General features: G+C 73.7%; 2 protein-coding genes and 1 pseudogene. All 3 read left to right on the top strand.

The window, feature by feature from the left end:
* Nucleotides 1-10 precede the first annotated feature (10 nt).
* The 3 genes and pseudogenes from ACFVQ0_RS00115 to ACFVQ0_RS00105 all read left to right on the top strand — a co-directional run bounded on the left by ACFVQ0_RS00115 (nt 11) and on the right by ACFVQ0_RS00105 (nt 22128).
* Nucleotides 11-14563, top strand: coding sequence for an amino acid adenylation domain-containing protein (locus ACFVQ0_RS00115; protein ID WP_390082976.1), 14553 nt, complete (start codon nt 11-13; stop codon nt 14561-14563).
* Nucleotides 14545-20808, top strand: a pseudogene (locus ACFVQ0_RS00110) (amino acid adenylation domain-containing protein); the annotation flags it as partial. The gene ACFVQ0_RS00115 and the pseudogene ACFVQ0_RS00110, both read left to right, overlap by 19 nt.
* A 57-nt stretch (nt 20809-20865) precedes the next feature.
* Complete coding sequence (locus ACFVQ0_RS00105) at nt 20866-22128, top strand: thioester reductase domain-containing protein (RefSeq protein ID WP_390085304.1); 1263 nt, start codon at nt 20866-20868, stop codon at nt 22126-22128.
* Nucleotides 22129-22233 lie beyond the last annotated feature (105 nt).

Below are 22233 nucleotides of genomic sequence, written 5' to 3'. Positions count from 1 at the left end.
GTGATCCGCCATGCGCGAAAACAACTCCGACTCCGCAGGGGCTGTTCCCGAAGATTTGTTCGGGACGACCTTGGCTCAACAAGGGGTCTGGTACGGGCAACTGGTCGATCCGCAGAGCCCGAAATACAACATCGGGGAATGCGTCGAGGTTCGGGGCGGCCTCGACGAGGTGTTATTCGCCGCCGCGCTCGACCGGGCCGCCGCACTGTGCGACAGCCTCAACACCGTGTACGTCACCGAGGACGGCGCGGTCCGCCAGCGTGTCGTCCGGCGCTCCCCGGACGGGACCAGCCTGCTCCGCCGGGTCGACCTGTCCGAAGCCGACGACCCCATCGGCGCGGTCGAGCGCTACCTGGCCGACGACATGGCCGCCGTCGACACGATCGAGGCCCCGGCCCACCACTTCGCGCTGCTCCGTGTCAGCGACCGACTGCACTACTGGTACGTGAGGTTCCACCACATAGCCGTCGACGGCCTCGGCGGCTCCGTCTTCACCCGCACCGTGGCCGATCTCTACGGTCGCGCGGTGCGGGGCGAGAACCTCGACACGGCCGAGGTGCCCGCAGCGTCCCTGCGCGATCTCGTCGCCGACGAGGAGGCCTACCGCGAATCGGACCGCTACCAGGCCGACCGCGCCTACTGGACCGGCCGGTTCGCGGACCTGGTCGCCGATCGCGCCGCGTCGGACACACCCGGCACCGCTGACACGCACGGACCGGGCGACAGAGCGGACGCGCACGCCGGCCGGGCGCTCATCCGCCGACGCACCGCCGCACCTGCGCCGGCCACCCCCGACGCACCGCCGTCGGCCACCCCCGACGCACCGGAGATCCGGCTGCACACCGGCGAGACGCTGCCCATCGCCGTCCGCGACCGCCTGCGCACGATCGCCTCCGCCAACCGCACCACCTGGAGCGCCGTCCTCGTGAGCGCGGTCGCCGCCTACATCGGCCGGGCCACCGGAACACAGGACGTCACCGTGGGCCTCGCCTCCAACGGCCGTCACAGCGGACTCCGCCACATCGTCGGCATGACCTCCAACATCCTGCCGCTGCGCCTCACCGTCACCCCCGAGATGACGGTCGGCTCTCTCGTACGCGCCGTCGCCGCCGAGATGCGCGGCGCCCTGCGGCACCGCAGGTTCTCCCGCGAACAGCTGGCACGTGAGCTGAACATGACCGACGACGCGGCCCGCCTGACCGGTGTCGTCGTCAACATCATGGGCTACGACTACGACCTGGACTTCGCCGGCAGCCCCGGCGCCTCCCGCGTGCTGTCCGTCGGACCGGCCGACGACGTGTCCTTCTTCGTCTCGGAACGGGCCGACGACAAGGGGCCGTTGATCGGATTCGACGCCGACCCGGAGCGCTACGAGCCGCAGGACGTGCGGCTGCTCCAGCAGGCCGTCGTCTCCTTCCTGTCCGCTCTCGCCGACGCGGACCACGACCTCCCGCTGCGCGAACTGCCGCTCCTCGACGAGACCGCCACCGAGGTCCTCCGCCGGCAAGGGCGTGGTGCTGCCGTGCCGGCGCGGACCGTGGCATCGAGCCTCCCGGACGCGTTCGGCGCGCAGGCACGCCGGACACCCGACGCCCCGGCCGTGGTGGACGGCGACGTCACGCTCACGTACCGGGAGCTGGCCGGGACGGCGGAGGACCTCGCGGCTGCCCTGGCCGGCTGGGGCATCGGGGCCGAGGACGGCGTCGGCGTACTCATCGGCCGCTCCGCGGCCGTGCTGTCCGCCACGCTCGGCGCGGTACGCGCCGGAGCCGCGTACGTACCGATGGACGCGGCCTGGCCCGGCGAACGGCTCGACCGCGTCGGGGAAGCGGCCCGCGTACGCGCCCTGGTGGCCGACGAGGCGACGGCCCGTCAGCCCTGGGTGCGGGAGCGGACAGCCGCGGGTATGCCGCTGATCGTCCTCGACGCGCTCGGCGGTGTCCTGCGTGGCGCGCCGCCGCGGCCGGGACCGCTGCCGCGCGCGGTCCGCGGCGACCGGCTCGCCTACGTGATGTTCACCTCCGGGTCCACCGGACTCCCCAAGGGTGTCGGCGTCACCCACTCCGACGTCCTCGCGCTGGCCGCCGACCGCACCTGGACGGGCGGCGTCTGCGACGCGGTGCTGATGCACTCGGCGTACGTCTTCGACGCCGCCACCTTCGAGATCTGGGCACCGCTCCTCAACGGCGGCCGCGTGGTCGTGGCGCCCGCCGGCGTCCTGGAGGCACGGGTCCTCCGCGACACGGTCGAGCGGCACGGCGTCACCGCGCTGTTCCTGACGACGGCCCTGTTCAACGTGATGGCCGAGGCGGACCCGGCCGCGTTCGCCGGGCTCCGCGTGGTCGCCACCGGCGGTGAGGCGGCGACGCCGGACCTGATGCAGCGGGTGGCCGCCGCGACGCCCGGCACCGGCGTCCTGCACGTATACGGCCCCACGGAGACCACGACCTTCGCCACCCGCCATCCGGTCGCCCCGGGCACCACGGGCGTCCCGCCCATCGGCCGGGCCCTCGACGGGATGCGCCTGTACGTCCTGGACGACACCCTCGCCATGGTGCCGCCCGGTGTCGTGGGGGAGCTGTACGTCGGCGGCCACGGCGTCGCCCGCGGCTACCAGGGCAACCCCGCGCTGACGGCCACCCGGTTCGTCGCCGACCCGCACGACACGTCGGGCCGCCGGATGTACCGCACGGGCGACCTGGTGCGCTGGACCGCCCGCGGCGACATCGAGTACGTCGGGCGTGCGGACGGGCAGATCAAGCTCCGGGGGTTCCGCATCGAACCGGCCGAGACCGAGAACGTCCTGCTGGCCGCCCCGGACGTACGAGGTGCCTGCGTCGTGGTCCGCGAGGACATACCGGGTGACCGCCGGCTCGTCGCCTATGTCGTACCGGCTCCCGGTGCCCGGCCGGACGCATCCGCCCTGACCCGCAGAGCGGGCCGCGCACTGCCCGCGTACATGGTGCCCTCCGCGTTCGTGACACTGGACGCACTGCCGCTGAACGCCAACGGCAAGGTCGACCGGGGGGCTCTGCCCGCGCCCCGCGCCGTCACGTCAGGGGGCCGTGCCCCGCGCACCCCCTACGAGGAGGTCCTGGCCGGTCTCTTCGCCGACGTCCTCGGCATGGCGGCGGTCGGAATCGACGACAACTTCTTCTCCCTGGGCGGCCACTCCCTGCTCGCCACCCGCCTCACCGGCCGAGTACGGACCGCCCTGGGTGCCGAACTCGGCCTCGCCACCCTCTTCGACCACCCCACCGTCGCCTCCCTGGCCACGGTCCTGGACACCACCGGTACGACCAGACCGCTCCTCCTCCCGCAGCCCCGTCCCGACGCGGTGCCGCTGTCCTTCGCACAGCAGCGCCTCTGGTTCCTCAACCGGGCGGAGGGCCCCGACAGCAGCTACAACGTCCCGCTCGTCCTCGAAATCGACGGCCCCCTGGACACGGACGCCCTGCGCGGCGCCCTCGCCGACGTGGTCGCCCGGCACGAGAGCCTGCGCACGGTCTTCGCCGAACACGACGGCATCGCCCGCCAGGAAGTCCTGGACGCGGACGCCGCCGCCTCGCTCGTCCCCCTCCCCGTCGAACAGCCCGGGGCCGACGACAACGCGGGCACCTGGGCCGAGGAGACGGTGCGTCACCTGACCACCGCACCCTTCGACCTCGCGGGCGACACCGCGGTCCGCGCCCATCTGCTCCGCCCGGGACCCGACCGCCACGTCCTCGTCCTCGTCCTGCACCACATCGTCGCGGACGGCTGGTCCCTCGCCCCGCTCAGCCGCGACCTCACAGCCGCCTACCGCGCCAGGACCGAGGGCGCGGGAGCCCCCGACTGGGCCCCGCTGCGCGTGCAGTACGCCGACTACGCCCTCTGGCAGCGCCGGCTGCTCGGCGACGACAGCGACCCGGACAGCCTGGGCGCCCGGCAGGCCGGGTTCTGGAAGGAGGCGCTGCACGGCGCCCCCGACCTGCTGGACCTGCCGCTCGACCGACCCCGCCCGGCCGTGCCCAGCCACCGGGGCGACGCCGTCCCCTTCGAGCTGCCCGCCGCCGCGCACGCCGCCCTCACCCGGCTCGCCCGCACCGCGGGCTGCACGCCCTTCATGGTGCTCCAAGCGGCCCTCGCCGTGACGCTCCAGGCCCACGGCGCCGGATCCGACATCCCGCTGGGCACCGCCGTCGCCGGACGCACCGACGAGGCCCTGGACGAACTGGTCGGCTTCTTCGTCAACACCGTCGTCCTGCGCACGGACCTGTCCGGCGACCCGCCGTTCCGGCAACTGCTGGACAGGGTGAAGCGGTTCGGCATCGCCGCCCTCAGCCACGGCGACATCCCCTTCGAGCGGATCGTGGAGGCCGTCAACCCCGAACGGTCCGGCGACCACCACCCCCTCTTCCAGACCATGCTGGTCCTCCAGAACCAGGAGCGCACGAGTCTCGATCTGCCGGGCGTCACCGTCCACGACCGGTCGCGGCACCGAGGTGGCAGCAAGTTCGACCTGACGTTCTCGCTCACCGAAGTGCCGGGACCGGCGGAAGAATCCGGGAGCACGAGATCCGCCGGGATCGGCGGACAGGCCGGCCCACCGCGCGGCGCCGCCCCGGACCCGCTGCTGGGCGCCACGGACGCGGGCGGAGGCATCAGCGGCTACCTGGAGTACGCGACCGACCTCTTCGACGCCGCCACCGCACGCGCCCTGTGCGCCCGGTTCGCCCACGTCCTCACCCTGGCCGTGGCAGACCCGGACCGGCCCATCAGCGACCTGGACCCGCTGACCCCCGCCGAACGGGACCGCCTCCTGGAACAGGGACGCGGAGCGGAGCGGCCCCCGCCATCCCGCACCGTCACCGAAGCGGTCCGGGAACGGGCCGCGCGCGAACCCGGCGCCGTCGCCGTGCGCGACGCGCACACGAGCCTCACGTACGCCGAGCTCGACGCACGAGCCGACGCCCTCGCCCACCTCCTGCGGGAACGCGGCGCGGGCCGTGAGACCAGGGTGGCGATCGCGGCGCCGCCCTCCGTGGACACCGTCGTCGCCATGCTGGCCGTGCTCCGGGCCGGCGCCGCCTACCTGCCGGTCGACCCGCAGTACCCGGCCGCCCGTATCCGCCACATGCTGGCGGACGCCCGCCCCGTCCTGCTGCTCGGCACCACGGACGTCCAGGCGGAGCTGTCCGACTGCGGCGTGCCCTGGCTCGCCCTGGACGCCCCGGCCGCCCCGGCCACGGGCCGTGCCGGGCGCATCCCGGACGCGCCCCACCCGGCGGACCCCGCGTACGTCATCTACACCTCGGGATCCACCGGCCGCCCGAAGGGCGTGGTCGTCCCGCACGCCGCACTCGCCAACCACATGGCCTGGATGGCGGGGCACCTGGCGATCACTCCGGACGACCGGGTGCTCGCCCGTACCTCCGCCAGCTTCGACGCCTCCGTGTGGGAGCTCTGGCTCCCGCTGATGAACGGCGCCGAAGTCTGCCTGCTGCCGGACGGCGCCAACACCGAACCCCGTGCCCTGGTCTCCTGGATGAGCCGGTTCGACGTCACACTCGCCCAGTTCGTCCCCTCCCACCTGGCCCTCGTGCTCACCGAGGCGGCGCACGCCGCGCCGCTGCCCGGCCTGCGCGCCGTACTGTGCGGTGGCGAACCGCTGCCGCGCGCTCTCGCCGCCGAGGCCGCCGAGGTGTGGCGGGCCGACGTGCACAACCTCTACGGGCCGACCGAGGCCACCATCGACGCCACCGCCCACCGGATCGACGTGCCGGGGAACGACGGGCACGCGGAGTCCGCCACCCCGTACGAGACCGTGCCGATCGGCCGCCCCGTCGACACCATGCGCGCCTACGTCCTGGACGGCCGGCTGCGGCCCGTCGCACCGGGCGTCACCGGTGAGCTGTACCTGTCGGGCCCCAACCTCGCCCGCGGCTACCTCGACCGCCCCGGCCTGACCGCCGCGCGGTTCGTCGCCGACCCGTTCGACGGGAAGGGCGCGCGGATGTACCGGACGGGCGACCTCGTGCGCTGGAACCACCAAGGTCTCCTCGACTACGTCGCACGCGCCGACGACCAGGTGAAACTGCGCGGCTTCCGCATCGAGCCGGGCGAGGTCGAGGCCGCACTGCTGGCGATCCCCGCCGTCACCGCCGCCTGCGCCGTGATCCGTGAGGACACACCGGGCGTGCGCCGCCTGGTCGCCTACGCCGTCACCGGCGACCCGGCCCAACGCCCCGTCACCCTGCGCGACGCCCTCGCCGAGAGCCTCCCGCACTACATGGTGCCCGGCGCCGTCGTCATCCTGGACGACCTCCCGCTCCTGCCCAACGGCAAAGTGGACCGGCGCGCCCTGCCGGAACCCCCGCACGGCTCCGACAACACCGACGGAGCGGGGCGGCACACCCTCCGGGAAGGCCTGCTCGCCGGAGTCTTCGCCGACGTCCTGCGCCGGCCCCTGGTGGGACTGCACGACAGCTTCTTCGAGCTGGGCGGGCACTCGCTCCTCGCCATGCGCGTCGTCAGCCGCGTCCGCGCCGTCCTCGGTGCCGAGATCGCCGTACGCACCCTCTTCGAGCACCCGACCGTCGCGGGCCTGGCCCGCGTCCTGGACACCCGGAGCCGGACCCACCCGCCGGTCGTGCCCGTGGTGCGGCGGCCCGATCCGCTGCCGCTGTCCTACGCCCAGCGGCGCCTGTGGTTCCTCAACCGGTTCGAAGGGCCCAGCTCCGCCTACAACATTCCGCTCGTGCTCGAACTCGACGGGGTCCTGGACACCGACGCCCTGCGTGCCGCGCTGCGTGACGTCGTGGAGCGGCACGAGGCGCTGCGCACCCTGTTCCCCGAACGCGACGGCGTACCGCACCAGGTGGTCCTTCCCGCCGGGACCGCCACCCCCCGACTGCCGGTCGTGAGCACCGCGCCCGCCGATCTGGAGGCCGCGGTCCTGGCCGCCGTGCGCGAACCGTTCGACGTCATCACGGACCCGCCGCTGCGCGCCCTCCTCCTGCGGTCCGCGCCCGGCCACCACGTCCTGGTGCTCGTCCTGCACCACATCGCGGGCGACGGCTGGTCCCTCGCCCCGCTCGCCCGGCACCTCGGCGAGGCCTACGAAGCCCGCCTCACCGGCCGGGAACCCGAACCGGTGACCGGCACCCCGCTCCAGTACGCCGACTACACCCTCTGGCAGCACACCGCCCTGGGCGACGGTCTCGCGCCCCGGAGCGTCCTGCGGCAGCAACTCGACCACTGGCACACCGCCCTCGCGGGCCTGCCCGGCCTCATCGACCTCCCGCTGGACCGGCCGCGCCCGGTCACCACCGACCCGGCGGGAGCCGTCCACACCTTCGACGTACCGCCCGCCCTCCACGCCCGGCTCCTGCGCCTGGCACGGGAGTCGGGAAGCAGCCTCTTCATGGTCCTCCAGGCAGCGGTGGCCACCCTGCTCCACCGGCACGGCGCGGGCGACGACATCCCGCTCGGCTCGCCCGTCGCCGGCCGCACGGACGAGGCACTGGAGGAACTGGTCGGGTTCTTCGTCAACACGCTCGTCCTGCGCACGGACCTGTCGGGCAACCCCACCTTCAACGAACTCCTGCTGCGCGTGCGGGAATTCGACCTGGCCGCCTACGCGCACCAGGACGTGCCCTTCGAGCGTCTCGTCGAGAGCGTCAACCCCGTCAGGGCCCGGAACCACCACCCGCTGTTCCAGACCATGCTGGTCCTGCAGAACCAGGAGACCGCCCTGCCCGCACTGCCCGGCCTCACCGTCGAGAGCCGGCTCGTCCACAACGGGCTCAGCAAATTCGACCTCACCTTCGCCTTCGACGAGGAGCGCGACGGCGGCCTCAGCGCCGGGATCGAGTACGCCACCGCCCTCTTCGACCGGTCCACCGTCGAAGCCCTCGCGGACCGCCTGGTCCGGCTCCTGGAGCAGGCGGCCGCGAACCCCGCCCTGCCCCTGTCGGGCTACGACCTGATGACACCGGACGAGCACGCCCGCGTCACGCGCCGGGGGACCGGCGGCGCCCTGCCGGCGCACACCGAGGACGCCACCCTGCCCGCGCTCTTCGCGGCCCAGGCCCACCGCGTACCGGACGCCGTGGCCGTCACCGGCGACGGCGGCGCCCTCACCTACGCCGAACTCGACCTGGCCTCCGCCGGACTGGCCCGCGCCCTGGCCGGCCTGGGCGTCGGCCCCGAGACCGGGATCGGCGTACTGCTCTCCCGGTCACCGGCGGTCGTGACGGTGTCGCTCGGCGCGGTCCGCGCGGCCGGCGCGTACGTCCCGCTGGACGCGCGCTGGCCCGCGGAGCGGCTGGAACAGGTGGCCGGGGTGGCCGACGTGCGGGTCCTCGTCGTCGACGAGAACGCCCTCGCCTCCCCCTGGGTGGCCGAGACCGCGCGCCGGATCCCGGTCGTGGTCGTGGACCGGCTCGGCCGGATCCTCCACGGCGCGCCCGAGCAGCCGGGACACCCCGCCACCGTGCGGAGCCCCGGCGCCCTCGCCTACGTGATGTTCACCTCCGGCTCCACCGGTCTGCCCAAGGGCGTCGGTGTCACGCACGCCGACGTGGTGGCGCTGACGGCCGACTCCGCCTGGCAGGGCGGCGCCGCCGACGCCGTTCTGATGCACTCGGCGTACGTCTTCGACGCGTCGACGTTCGAGATCTGGGCCCCGCTGCTGAACGGAGGGCGGATCGTCGTCGCACCGGACGGCGTCCTGGAGGCCCGCGCCCTCGGCGATGCCGTGCAGGAACACGGAGTGAGCGCGGTCTTCATGACGACGGCCCTGTTCAACGTGATCGCGGAGACCGATCCGGGTGCCTTCACCGGCCTCCGGCTCGTCTGCGCCGGAGGGGAACTGGCCTCGCCGGATGCGATGCAGCGGATCGCGGGCACCGCGACCGGTACCCGCGTCCTCCACGTGTACGGCCCCACCGAGACGACCACCTTCGCCACCCGCTACGACGTGGCGCCCGGCCTGCCGTCCGGCCCGCCACCCATCGGGCGCGCCCTGGACGGCATGCGGCTGTACGTCCTCGACGGCTCCCTGGGCCAGGTCCCGCCGGGCGTCACGGGCGAGCTGTACCTCGCCGGACGCGGCGTGGCACGCGGGTACACCGGCCTCCCCGGCCTGACCGCCACCCGGTTCGTCGCCGATCCGTTCGACCCGTCGGGCGGCCGCATGTACCGCACCGGCGACCTCGTGCGGTGGACCCCCGACGGACAGATCGCCTACGTCACCCGCGCCGACAGCCAGGTCAAGCTGCGCGGCTACCGCATCGAACTCGGCGAGATCGAGGGCGTGCTGGCCTGCTGCGACGGTGTCGCCGACTCCTTCGCCGTCGTCCGCGAGGACACCCCGGGCGACCGGCGGCTCGTCGCGTACGTGGTGCCCGCGGCCGGGACGCGTCCCGAACCAGCCGAACTCGCCCGAGCCGTCGGCCGGTCCCTGCCCGGCTACATGGTGCCCTCCGCGTTCGTCCTGCTGGACGCCCTGCCGCTGACCGTGAACGGGAAGGTGGACCAAGGCGCCCTGCCGCGGCCCGCGCACGACGCACCGGTCCGGGGGCGCGCCGCCCGTACCGCGCGCGAGGAGATCCTCTGCGGACTCTTCGCCGATGTGCTCGGCCTCGAAGGGGCGGGCGCCGACGACGACTTCTTCGCCCTGGGCGGCCACTCCCTGCTCGCCACCCGGCTGGCCGCCCGCATCCGCACCGCGCTCGCCGTCGAGGTCCAGGTCAAGACCGTCTTCGAGCACCCCACGCCGGCCGCGCTCGCGGCCACACTGGACGGCGCGGAGAGGGCCAGGAACCAGCTGGAGCGCGCTCCGCACCGCCCCGATCCGCTGCCGCTCTCCTTCGCCCAGCAACGCCTGTGGTTCCTCAACCGGTTCGAGGGGCCCAGCGCCACGTACAACGTGCCGCTGGTGCTGCGCCTGGACGGCCCACTCGACGCGGAGGCCCTGGAGAGCGCCCTCGCGGACGTCGTCGAACGCCACGAAAGCCTGCGCACCGTCTTTCCCGAGACCGACGGCGTCGCGCGCCAGCTGGTCCTCGACGCCGGTGGCGCCGACCTCGACCTGAGCCCCCGCGACACCGACCCCGCCCGCCTGGACGAGGTACTGACCGCCGAGGTCGCGCACACCTTCGACATCGGCACCCAACTGCCCGTGCGGGCAAGGCTGCTGCGGCTCGACGCCGAATCCCACGTACTCGTGCTGCTCGTCCACCACATCGCGGGCGACGGCTGGTCCCTCGCCCCGCTCGCCCGCGACCTCGGCGACGCCTACCGGGCACGCGCGGAGGGCGAGGAACCGGCCTGGACGGACCTCGGCGTCCAGTACGCCGACTACACCCTGTGGCAGCGCGCGCTGCTCGGCGCGGAGGACGACCCGTCGAGCCAGGCGGCCCGCCAGCTCGACTTCTGGCGCACCGCACTCGCCGGGGCCCCCGACCTGCTCGACCTGCCGTGCGACCGGCCGCGCCCCGCCGTCACGGCGTACGGCGGCGACGCGTACGCCTTCCCCGTCGACGCGGACACCCACCGGGCCCTCGCGGAACTCGCCCGGTCCCGGGGAAGCAGCCTCTTCATGGTGCTCCAGGCCGCGCTGTCGGTTCTGCTCTCCCGGCACGGCGCCGGTCAGGACATCCCGCTCGGCACCGCCGTGGCAGGGCGCACCGACGAGGCCCTGGACGATCTGGTGGGCTTCTTCGTCAACACCCTCGTCCTGCGCACCGACCTGTCGGGAGATCCCACCTTCGCCGAAGTCATCGACCGGGTCAGGGAATTCGACCTCGCCGCCTACGCCCATCAGGACGTGCCGTTCGAGCGGCTGGTGGACGCGCTCGACCCGGTACGGGCTCAGAACCACCACCCACTGTTCCAGACCATGCTCGTCCTCCAGAACCAGGCGGACACCACGGTGGAGCTGCCCGGTCTCACGGTGACCGGGCAGCCCGTGCACACCGGCATCAGCAAATTCGACCTGACCTTCACCTTCACCGAGACGCGCGACGGCGAGGGCAGGCCCGCGGGACTCGACGGCGTACTGGAGTTCTCCACCGAACTCTTCGCCCCCGCCACCGCACACACCCTGGCCGCACGTCTGACCCGTCTCCTCACCGCACTCGCCGCAGAGCCCGACAGTCGCGTCCACGCGGTCGAGGTCATGGAGACGGCCGAGCGGCAGAGCCTGGAGCGGGCCGCACACGGCCCCGCCCGGACCCTGACCGCGCGCACCGCGCCCGAGGCGTTCCGCGGGCAGTCCGCCAGAACCCCTGCGGCGATCGCCGTACGGGACGGCGCCCACCGTCTCACCTTCAGCGAACTGGACGCCCTCTCGGACGACCTGGCACACCATCTGTACGACCGGGGCATCGGTGGAGGCGACCTCGTCGCCCTCGCCCTCGAAGGCACAGCCGACCAGGTCGTCGCCATGCTGGCGGTGGCCAAGGCCGGGGCCGCCTGCCTGCCGGTCGACCTGGAGTACCCGGAGGCGCGGATCACCTACATGCTCGACGACGCCCGCCCGGCGCTGCTCCTCACCCACGGCACCACACGCGCCGCGCGGTACGCCGCGTCCGTCCCCTGCCTCGCGCTGGACGACCGGGCAGCGTGGTCCACAGGGCGCGGAGCCCCGCCCGGCGCCGGACCGGACCCGCTCGACGCGGCGTACGTCATCTACACCTCGGGCTCCACCGGCCGCCCCAAGGGCGTCGTCGTCACCCACGCGTCCCTGACCAACCACATGGCCTGGATGGCCGGCCACCTCGCGCTCACCGACGACGACCGGGTCCTGGCACGCACCTCCCCGAGCTTCGACGCCTCGGTCTGGGAGACCTGGCTGCCGCTGCTGCACGGCGGCTCCACCTGCCCCGTGCCGCCCGCCGTCAACCACGACCCCGCCGGACTGCTCGCCCGCATGCGCGACGCCGGGGTGACCCTCGCGCAGTTCGTCCCCTCGCACCTCTCGGCCGTCCTCACCGAGACCGGCCCCGAGGAGGCGCCGTCGACGCTGCGAGCCGTCCTGTGCGGAGGCGAACCCCTGCCCACGTCCCTGGCCGAGCGGATCGGACAGGCCTGGCGCGCCGAGGTCCACAACCTGTACGGACCGACAGAGACCACCATCGACGCCACCGCCCACCGGCACCGGAGCGAGGAAGCCGCCACCGCGGCGGGCGTGCCGCTCGGCCACCCCGTCGACAACACCCGCGCCTACGTCCTGGACGCCGGGCTCCGGCCGGTCCCGCCGGGCATCACCGGAGAGCTCCACATCGCCGGTGAAGGTCTCGCCCGCGGCTACCTGGGGCGCCCCGGTCTGACCGCCACCCGCTTCGTCGCGGATCCGTACGGCCCCGCCGGCAGCCGCATGTACCGCACGGGCGACCTCGTCAAACGGGACGCCGACGGGCTGCTCACCTACGTCTCGCGCGCCGACGACCAGGTCAAGCTGCACGGCTTCCGCATCGAACCCGGCGAGATCGAGGCCGCGCTCACCGGCCTCGACGGCATCGCAGCCGCCTGCGCCGTCGTCCGCGAGGACCGGCCGGGGGAGCGGCGCCTGGTTGCCTACACCGTTCCCGACGCGCGCGATGACAGCGCCGGCCCGACGGACAGCGAACTGCGGACCCGGCTCACCTCCGCCCTGCCGCCGTACATGGTGCCCGCCGTCTTCGTCGCCCTCGACGCGCTGCCGCTCCTGCCGAACGGCAAGACCGACCGCGGGGCGCTGCCCGCCCCGGCGCGCCCCGCCGCCACCCGGCCGGGCGGGCAGCCGCGCACCGATCGGGAACGCGTCCTGTGCGACGTCTTCGCCTCCGTCCTGCGCGCCCCGGCCGTCCGTACGGACGACGACTTCTTCGCGCTCGGCGGCGACAGCATCCTCTCGATCCAGCTCGTCAGCCGGGTCCGGGAGGCGGGATTCGGAGTCACACCCCGCGACGTCTTCGTCCACCGCACCCCCGAGGCCATCGCGGCCGCCGCCACCGCGCTCGACCACGACACCACCGCGCGGGCCGACCGAGGCACGGGCGAGATGCCGCCGACACCCATCGCCGCCTGGCTCCTGGAACGGCCCGGCACCACGGACGGCTACAACCAGTCCGGAGTACTGCGCACGCCTGCGGGAGCCGAGGAGGACACGCTCATCGCCGCCCTCCAACTCCTCATCGACCACCACGACATGCTCCGCCTGCGCATCACCCGACCGGCCGGGGGCGAACCCGCCCTCGAAGCCCTGCCGCCCGGCGCCGTCCCGGCCCGCGACCGCTTCACCCGCGTCGACATCGCGGGTCTCGACGCCGAGGCCGCCCGCGCCGCCACCACAGAGGCCGGCGAACAGGTACGCAAGCGGCTGCGGCCCGCGGAAGGGAACGTCGTCGAAGCCGTCTGGTGCGACGCCGGACCGCAGGCCCGTGGCCGCCTGCTGCTCGTCGTGCACCACCTCGCCGTCGACGCCGTCTCCTGGCGCGTCCTCGCCGCGGACCTGGCCCGCGCCTGGCAGGCCGTCACCGAAGCCGGCACCGCGGAGGAGACCCCCGCAACGGCCCTGCCCGCCGTCACCACGTCCTACCGAAGCTGGGCACACCTCCTCGCTTCCCAGGCACGGAGCACCGAGCGGGAAGCCGAACTGCCCCTGTGGCAGGACGTACTGAGCACCCCCGACCCCCAACTGGGATACCGGCCGCTCGACCCCCATCTGGACACCGCCGACGGCACCCGCACCCTCGTCACCCACCTGCCCGCCTCCTGGACACAGCCGCTGCTCACCACCGCCCCCGGCGCCTTCCACGCGGGGGTGGACGACATCCTGCTCACCGGTCTCGCCCTCGCCGTCCGCACCTGGCGGGCGGAACGGGACGCGAACCCCGGCACACCCGCGCCCACCGGCACCGGCGTCCTCATCGACCTGGAGAGCCACGGCCGCGAGCAGATCGCCGACCACATCGACCTCTCCCGCACCGTCGGCTGGTTCACCAGCCTCTACCCCGTCCGGCTCGACCCAGGACCCATCGATGCCCGCAGGCCGGGAGGGCTCGACGCCGCACTGATCGAACGCGCGGTCAAACGCGTCAAGGAACAGCTGCGGGCCGTGCCCGACCACGGCGTCGGCCACGGAATGCTGCGCCACCTCAACCCGGCGACCCGCCCCCGCCTGACCACCGGCATCGACCCTCAGATCGGCTTCAACTACCTCGGACGGTATGCCGCTTCACACAGCACCCCGGACGGCGCGGCGGGCGCCGACTGGGACGTACTCCTCGACGGCGGCGGGCCGCGCAGCCAGGACCCGGACATGCCCGTGCACCACGTCCTCGACATCAACGCGCACACCGAGGACCTGCCCGACGGCCCACGGCTGGTGACCCGCTGGACCTGGCCCAGCGACCTCCTCAAGGAGGAGGACGTGGGGGCGCTGACCGACGCGTTCGCGCGGGCGCTGCGCGCCATCGCGGACCACGCCGAACGGCCCGACGCGGGCGGCTACACACCGTCCGACCTTCCCCTGGTGTCGCTCAACCAGGCCCAGATCGACCGACTGCAGAACAAGTGGGGTGGACACAAGTGACCGGTTTCCAGCTGGAGGACGTACTACCGCTGACGCCGCTTCAGGCAGGCATGCACTTCCACGCCCTCTACGACTCGCACGCCGTGGACGTCTACACCGCGCAGTTCGTCTTCGACCTCGAAGGCCCCGTCGGCATTCCCGCGCTGCGCGCCGCCATCGGCAGCCTGCTGCGCAGACACGCCAACCTGCGGGTCGGCTTCCTCCACGAGGGCCTGGACGAGCCCGTGCAGGCCGTGGCCGCCGAGGTGCCGGTACCACTGGAGGAACTCGACCTGACGGATACGCGTTCCACGGGCACGACGGAGGAACGCCTCACCGCCTTCCTCGCCGCCGACCGCACCCGCCGCTTCGACCTGACCACCCCGCCCCTGCTGCGGTTCACCCTGGTGCGCACCGCACCGCGGCGCCACCGCCTGGTCATGACGAGCCATCACATCCTCTTCGACGGCTGGTCGATGCCGCTGCTCGTGCGGGAGCTCTTCGAGCTGTACGCGACCGGGGGCGACGACAGCACCCTGCCGCGCGTCACCCCCTACCGCACCTACCTCGGCTGGCTCGCCCAGCAGGACCGCGCGGCAGCCCTCGGCGCCTGGTCCACCGCCCTGGCCGGGATCGAGGCACCGACCCTGATCGCCGGACCCGGCCGCGCGGGCGCGCCGGACTCCGCGGAACTGCCCGAAACCCTGGTGCTCGACCTGGACGCGGCCACGACGGCCCGGCTCCGCGAAACGGCCCGCGCCCACCGCCTCACCCTCAACACCCTTGTGCAGGGCGCCTGGGGCCTGCTGCTCGGCCACCTCACCGGACGCCCCGACGTCGTGTTCGGCGCCACCGTGTCCGGCCGGCCGCCGGAGATCCCCGGCATCGAGTCGATGATCGGCCTGTTCATCAACACCGTGCCCGTACGGCTGCGCCCCGAGCCCGGCGAAACCCTGGCCGCGCTCCTGACCCGGCTCCAGGAGGAACAGGGCCGGCTCCTCGGCAGCCAGCACGTGGGCCTGAGCGAGATCCGGGGAGTCACCGCGCTGGACGAACTCTTCGACACCCTCACCGTGTTCGAGAACTACCCGATGGACGACGAGGCCCTGCGCACCGCGCAACGGGGACTGCCCGGCCTCGCCGTCACCGGGTTCAGCGGGACGGACGCCGCCCACTACCCGCTCACCCTCACCATTGCCCCGGGCGACACCCTGAGGATCACCTTCGGCTACCGGGCCGCAGTCCTGGACCACGACTACGTCGCCCAGGCGGTCGCCCGCACGCGGCGCCTGCTGACGGCGATGGCACAGGGGCTCGACCGCCCCGCCGACGCCGTGCCCGTCCTCCTGGACGGTGAGCGCGAGACCCTGATCTCCCAGGGGCGCGGCGCCGAACTGGCCTGCGAAGCACCGGACATGAGCATCCCGGACGCCGTGGCGAGGAACGCCGACCGGCACCCGGACGCGGTGGCCGTGTCCGGCGCGGGCGAGCAGCTCACCTACCGGCAGCTCCGCGACCTCTCGGACACTCTCGCCGGCGCCCTGACCGCGGCAGGGACCGGCGCGGAGGACGGCGTCGGCATCCTGGTGGCCCGCTCGGCCGCCACCGTCACCGCCTCCCTGGCCGCCCTGCGCGCGGGCGCCGCCTACGTGCCCCTCGACCCGCGCTGGCCGGTGGAACGGCTCCGCCAGGTCTCCGAGGTCGCCGCCGTACGTGTCCTGATCGTCGACGAAAGCACTCGCACACACCCCTGGGTAAGTGAACTCGGCCCGGACACAGCGGTGCTGAGGGTCGACGCCACCGGCCGCGTCCGGCCGGGGGACCCGGCCGGACCGGGCGCTCTTCCCGAGGTCACGGGCGGAGCCCGGCTCGCGTACGTGATGTTCACCTCCGGCTCCACCGGCCTCCCCAAGGGCGTCGGCGTCACCCACGCCGACGTGACCGCCCTCGCCGCGCACCGGGCCTGGCAGGACGGCGCGGCCGACGCCGTCCTGCTGCACTCGGCGTACGTCTTCGACGCCTCCACCTTCGAGATCTGGGCCCCGCTCCTCAACGGGGGCCGCGTCGTCGTGGCACCCGAAGGCACGCTCCAGCCCGCCGTGCTCAGGGACCTCGTCAACCGGCACGGCCTGACGTCGGCGTTCCTGACGACGGCCCTGTTCAACGTCCTCGCCGAAGCGGACCCGGCCGCCCTCGGCCTGCTGCGTACGGTGGCCACCGGAGGTGAGGCCGCCGCACCCGGGATCCCGCAACGCGTCGCCGCAGACCACCCCGGCACCACCGTCCTGCACGTCTACGGCCCCACCGAGACGACCACCTTCGCCACCCTCCACCGCGTCCGCCCCGGCGACGCTCCCACAGGCGCGGCCCCGATCGGCCGGCCGCTCGACGGCATGCGCGGTTACGTCCTGGACGCGGCGATGCGACCCGTACCGCCCGGCGCGGAGGGCGAGCTGTACATCGCGGGCGCCGGAGTGGCGCGCGGCTACCTGGGACGGCCCGGCCTCACCGCCACCCGATTCGTCGCCGACCCGTTCACCGGCGCCGGGGAGCGCATGTACCGCACCGGCGACCTCGTACGCAGGGACGCCGACGGCCTCCTGCACTACGTGGCCAGAACCGACCAGCAGATCAAACTCCGCGGCCACCGCATCGAGCCCGCCGAGATCGAGACGGTGCTCCGCACCGACCCGTCGGTACACGCCGCCTGCGTCCTGGTCCGCGAGGACCTGCCCGGCGACCGCACCCTCACCGCCTACGTCGTCCCCGCACCCGGACGGCCCGCCCCCGACCCGGACCGGCTGGCCGCGCACGTGGGACACCACCTGCCCGCCTACCTGGTGCCCTCCGTCATCCAGCCGGTCGACTCGCTGCCGCTGACCCCCAACGGCAAGCTCGACCGGGCGGCCCTGCCCAGGCCGGACAGCACGCCCGCCGCACGGGGCCGGGCGCCGCGCGGCGCCATGGAGGAGATCCTCGCCGGTCTCTTCGCCGACGTGCTCGGCGTGGCACGCGTCGGCATCGACGACAGCTTCTTCGCCCTCGGCGGCCACTCACTGCTCGCCACCCGACTGGTGGGCCGAGTCCGCGCCGCCCTGGACACCGAGACCGAGATTCGCACCCTCTTCGAGAACCCCACCGTCGCCGCACTCGCCACCGCCCTGGCGGAATCGGGCCGCCCGCCCCGCCCCGCCCTCACCCCGCAGGAACGTCCCGCCACGATTCCGCTCTCGTACGCCCAGCAGCGGCTGTGGTTCCTCCACCGGCTCGAAGGCCCCTCCTCCACGTACAACATCCCCTTCGCCGTACGCATCGAAGGACCGCTCGACACGGAGGCCCTGCGCCTGGCCCTGCACGACGTCGTCAGCCGGCACACGGCCCTGCGCACGGTCTTCCCCGAGGGCGACACCGGACCGCACCAGCACATCACCGCACCGGACGACGTCCGCCTTCCGTTCGCGTGGGAGGCCATCGACGAGGACAAGATCCACCACCGGATCAGAGCCGCCGCGGCCGAGCCGATCGACATCGAACACCGCCTCCCGCTCCAGGCGACCCTGTTGCGTCTGGCCGACGACGCCCACGTCCTGGTGCTCGTGATCCACCACATCGCCGCCGACGGATCCTCCCTCGCCCCTCTCGCCCACGACCTGGGCGCCGCCTACCGGGCCCGGGTCCGCACCGAGGAACCCGCACTGCCCGCACCGCCCGTCGACTACGCCGACCACACCCTCTGGCAGCGCCGCCTCCTCGGCGACGAGCACGACCCGGACAGTGTCGTATCGCGCCAACTGGACTACTGGAAAGCCGCACTGGACGGCCTTCCGGAGATGGTCGAGCTGCCGTGGGACCGCTCGCGCCCGGCCGTACCCCGGCACACCGGAGCCACCTACGACTTCGCCGTCGGCTCCACCACCTCCGCGCGGGTCGCGGAACTCGCCCGGACCAGCGGATGCAGCGCCTTCATGGTCCTCCAGGCCGCCCTGTCGACCGTACTGTCCCGGCACGGCGCCGGCGACGACATCCCGCTGGGCACGGCGGTCGCCGGACGCACCGACGAAGCCGCCTCCGACCTCGTCGGACTCTTCGTGAACACCCTCGTGCTCCGCACGGACCTGACAGGCGATCCGACGTTCCTCGAACTGCTCGACCGCGTGAAGGACTCCAACCTCTCCGCGTACGCACACCAGGACGTCCCCTTCGAGCGTCTGGTGGAACTGCTCAACCCCACGCGCTCAGAGAGCCACCACCCCCTTTTCCAGACCATGCTCGTCCTCCAGAACCACACGCCCGCCGCCGCCATGGACCTGCCGGACCTGGCCGTGAGTGGCGTACCGGTCGCCGCCGGGGTCAGCAAGTTCGACCTGTCGTTCACCTTCATGGAGACGTACGACGACAGCGGCGCCCCGGACGGCATGCGAGCCGCGGTCGACTACGCGACGGAGCTCTTCGACGAGGCGACGGTCCGCGGCCTCGCCGACCGGCTCGTCCTGCTGCTCGACGCCGTCACAGCTGACCCCGAGCGCCCCCTGCACACCTACGACGTGCTCACCGTCGCCGAACACACCCGCCTGGCCGACTGGGGGACCGGGCCCGCCGAGCACCACACCGGGTCGACGGTCCCCGAACTCTTCGACCGGTGGGTCCGGCGCACCCCGGACGCCCCGGCGGTCCGCGACGCCGCGACCACCCTCACCTACGGCGAACTCGACGCCCGCGCCGAGACCCTCGCCCACCACCTCGCCGCACAGGGCATCGGCCCCGAGGACCGCGTCGCCGTCGCCCTGCCCCGGACCCACCACCTCGTGGTGGCGCTGCTCGCCGTCCTCAGGACCGGAGCGGCCTACGTACCGCTCGACCCCGACTACCCGGCCCAGCGCCTGTCGTACATGCTCGACGACGCCGCCCCGCGCCTGCTCCTCACCACCCCCGCGATCCACCGCCGCCTTCCCCGGACCGCAGTGCCGCACCTGTACGCCGACCAGCTCGGCGACTGCGCCCCGGCGACCGCCCGCACCGGCACGGCTCCGCGACCGGCACACCCCGCATACGTCATCTACACGTCCGGATCCACCGGCCGGCCCAAGGGCGTCGTCGTCACCCACCGGGGCGTCGGCGCCATGGCAAGGACCCAGAGCGACCGGCTGAACGTCACCCCTGGCAGCCGGGTCCTGCACATGGCGTCCGTCAGCTTCGACGCCGCGTTCTGGGAACTCTGCATGGGGCTGCTCTCCGGAGCCTGCCTGGAGATCGACGAGCGCGACGCACTGCTGCCCGGCCCCACCCTCGCGGCGCTGGCCCGCGAGCGTGGCATCACCCACCTCACCCTGCCACCCGCCGCACTCGCCGTCATGCCGCCGGACTCACTGCCGGCCGGCACGACCATGGTCCTCGCCGGCGAGGCGTGCCCGCCCGCCCTGGTGCACACGTGGGCGCGCGACCGCTTCCTCGTCAACGCCTACGGACCCACCGAGACCACCGTCTGCGCCACCATGAGCGGCCGCCAGCACCCGGACGGGCCCCTGGCGCCCGACCGCACGGTGTCCATCGGAGCCCCGGTCGACGGCACCACGGTCCACGTCCTGGACGACCGGCTGGCCCCCGTACCGCCCGGCGTGGTCGGAGAGCTGTACGTCTCCGGGGCGGGACTCGCCCGCGGCTACCACGGCCGGCCCGCGCTCACCGCGTCCCGGTTCCTGGCCAACCCGTTCGACCGCACGGGGGGCCGCATGTACCGCACGGGCGATCTGGTGCGCTGGACGGCCGAGGGGGAGCTCGTCTACGTCTCCCGGGTCGACGACCAGGTCAAACTCCGCGGCTTCCGCATCGAACTCGGAGAGATCGAGGCGGTCCTCGCCGCGATGCCCGGGGTCGCCGCGGCCTGCGCCGCCGTCCGTGAGGACCGGCCCGGCGACCGCCGCCTCGTCGTCTACACCGTGCCCGTGGACGGCGCGCCGGGCCCGGACGAGGACGAGGTGCGCGCACACCTCGCGGCGAGCCTGCCCGACCACATGGTCCCCGCCGCCCACCTCAGCCTCGCAGCCCTGCCCGTCACCCCCAACGGAAAGACCGACCGGCGCGCACTGCCCGCCCCCCACCGCGCCGCTCCGGCGGGCGGCCGCCCACCGCGCACCGCCCGCGAACGCGCACTGTGCGAGGTGTTCGCGGAGACACTCGGCGTGCCGGAGGTGGGCGTCACGGACGACTTCTTCTCCCTGGGCGGCCACTCCCTGCTCGCCGTCACCCTGGCCCGGCGCATCGGTGAGCGATGCGGCCGGCGTCCCACCCTGCGAGCCCTGTTCGCCGCACCCACCGTCGAAGGGATCGACCGTCTGCTCGGGCGCGCGACGGGAGAGGAGGACCAGGCGGACACCGGCACACCGGACCTGGCCGCCGAAGTCCGGCTGCCCAAGGACATCTCGGGCACCCGTCGGCAGACCACGTCTCTCCCGCCCGCCCCGCGCCGCCCCCTGCGCCCGTCCGCCCGACCCCTGCTGACCGGCGCCTCCGGCTTCCTCGGCGCCTTCCTGCTGCGCGACCTCATCGAGACGACGGACGGGCCCGTCGACTGCCTCGTCAGGGCGCGGGACAGCCACAGCGCCGCCCAACGGCTGCGCGCCAACCTGGAGCGCTACGGCCTGTGGCGCCCCCGGTACGAGAACCTCGTCCACGCCGTTCCGGGCGACCTCGCCGCCCCGGGCCTGGGCCTGGCACCCGAGGACAGGACCGCCCTGGTCCGCCGCCTCGGCACGGTTCTGCACAACGGCGCACGCGTCAACTTCGCCGCCGCGTACGGTGATCTGCGCGACGCGAACGTGGCCGGAACCGAAGAGCTGCTGCGCCTGCTCGCCGACTCCGCCTCACCCGGAATGCACTACATCTCGACCACCGGCGTATACGCCCCGGCGTCCGGCCCCGATCCCGTCACCATCACGGAGTCGACGCCGACGGGCCCCGCGCCCGAACTGCCCGACGGGTACGGGCAGAGCAAATGGGTCGCCGAAGGACTCGTCGGCCTGGCCCGCGAACGCGGCCTGCCGGTGACCGTCCACCGCCCCGGCCGGATCAGCGGCGACACCGCCACCGGCGCCTGCCAGGACCGCGACCTGCTGTGGCAGCTCATCAAGGGCTGCCTCCAGGCGGGAGCGGTGCCCGACCTGCCCCACGGCTCGACGGGCTGGGTGCCCGTCGACTACGTCAGCGCCGCGGTCGTGGCCCTCGCCCTGTCCGGCCCGGTCGGTGCGCAGACGTACCACCTCACCAACCCGGACGCGCCGGGCCTGGACCGCGTCTTCGAAGCGGCCGCCCGGCTCGGTCACGGGCTGCGAACCGTATCCGCGCCGCACTGGCAGGCCCGCGTATCCGCGCAGCCCGACAACGCGGCACAACTGTTCCTCGGCGACGAAGGCCGGAGCCGGCCGGAGGCCAAGGACCTCCGCCGCTTCGACTCCCGCCGAACGGCCGAAGCCGCGGCGGCCGTGGGCATCCACCAGAAACCCCTCACGGACGAGATCCTGATCCGCTACCTGACGTACTTCCACGGCACGGGCTACCTGCCCGCCCCACGGACACCGGCCATGCCGTAGCGGAAGACGGTGACGCCGCCTCGATACCGGGCAGAGGCGGCGTCACCGTGCGGGAGACAGCAGGCAGAGGAGGTACAGACCGCCCTGCGATCTTTTGGACTCTCT

Source organism: Streptomyces sp. NPDC057900, from assembly GCF_042887885.1.
GTDB lineage: Bacteria > Actinomycetota > Actinomycetes > Streptomycetales > Streptomycetaceae > Streptomyces.
The sequence above is the reverse complement of the archived record's forward strand: the minus strand, read 5'-3'. Positions and strand labels throughout refer to the sequence as shown.

Bases quoted from the DNA above. Each gene is read 5' to 3' on its own strand.
- ACFVQ0_RS00115 (WP_390082976.1), top strand. From the start codon at position 11: ATGCGCGAAAACAACTCCGACTCCGCAGGGGCTGTTCCCGAAGATTTG.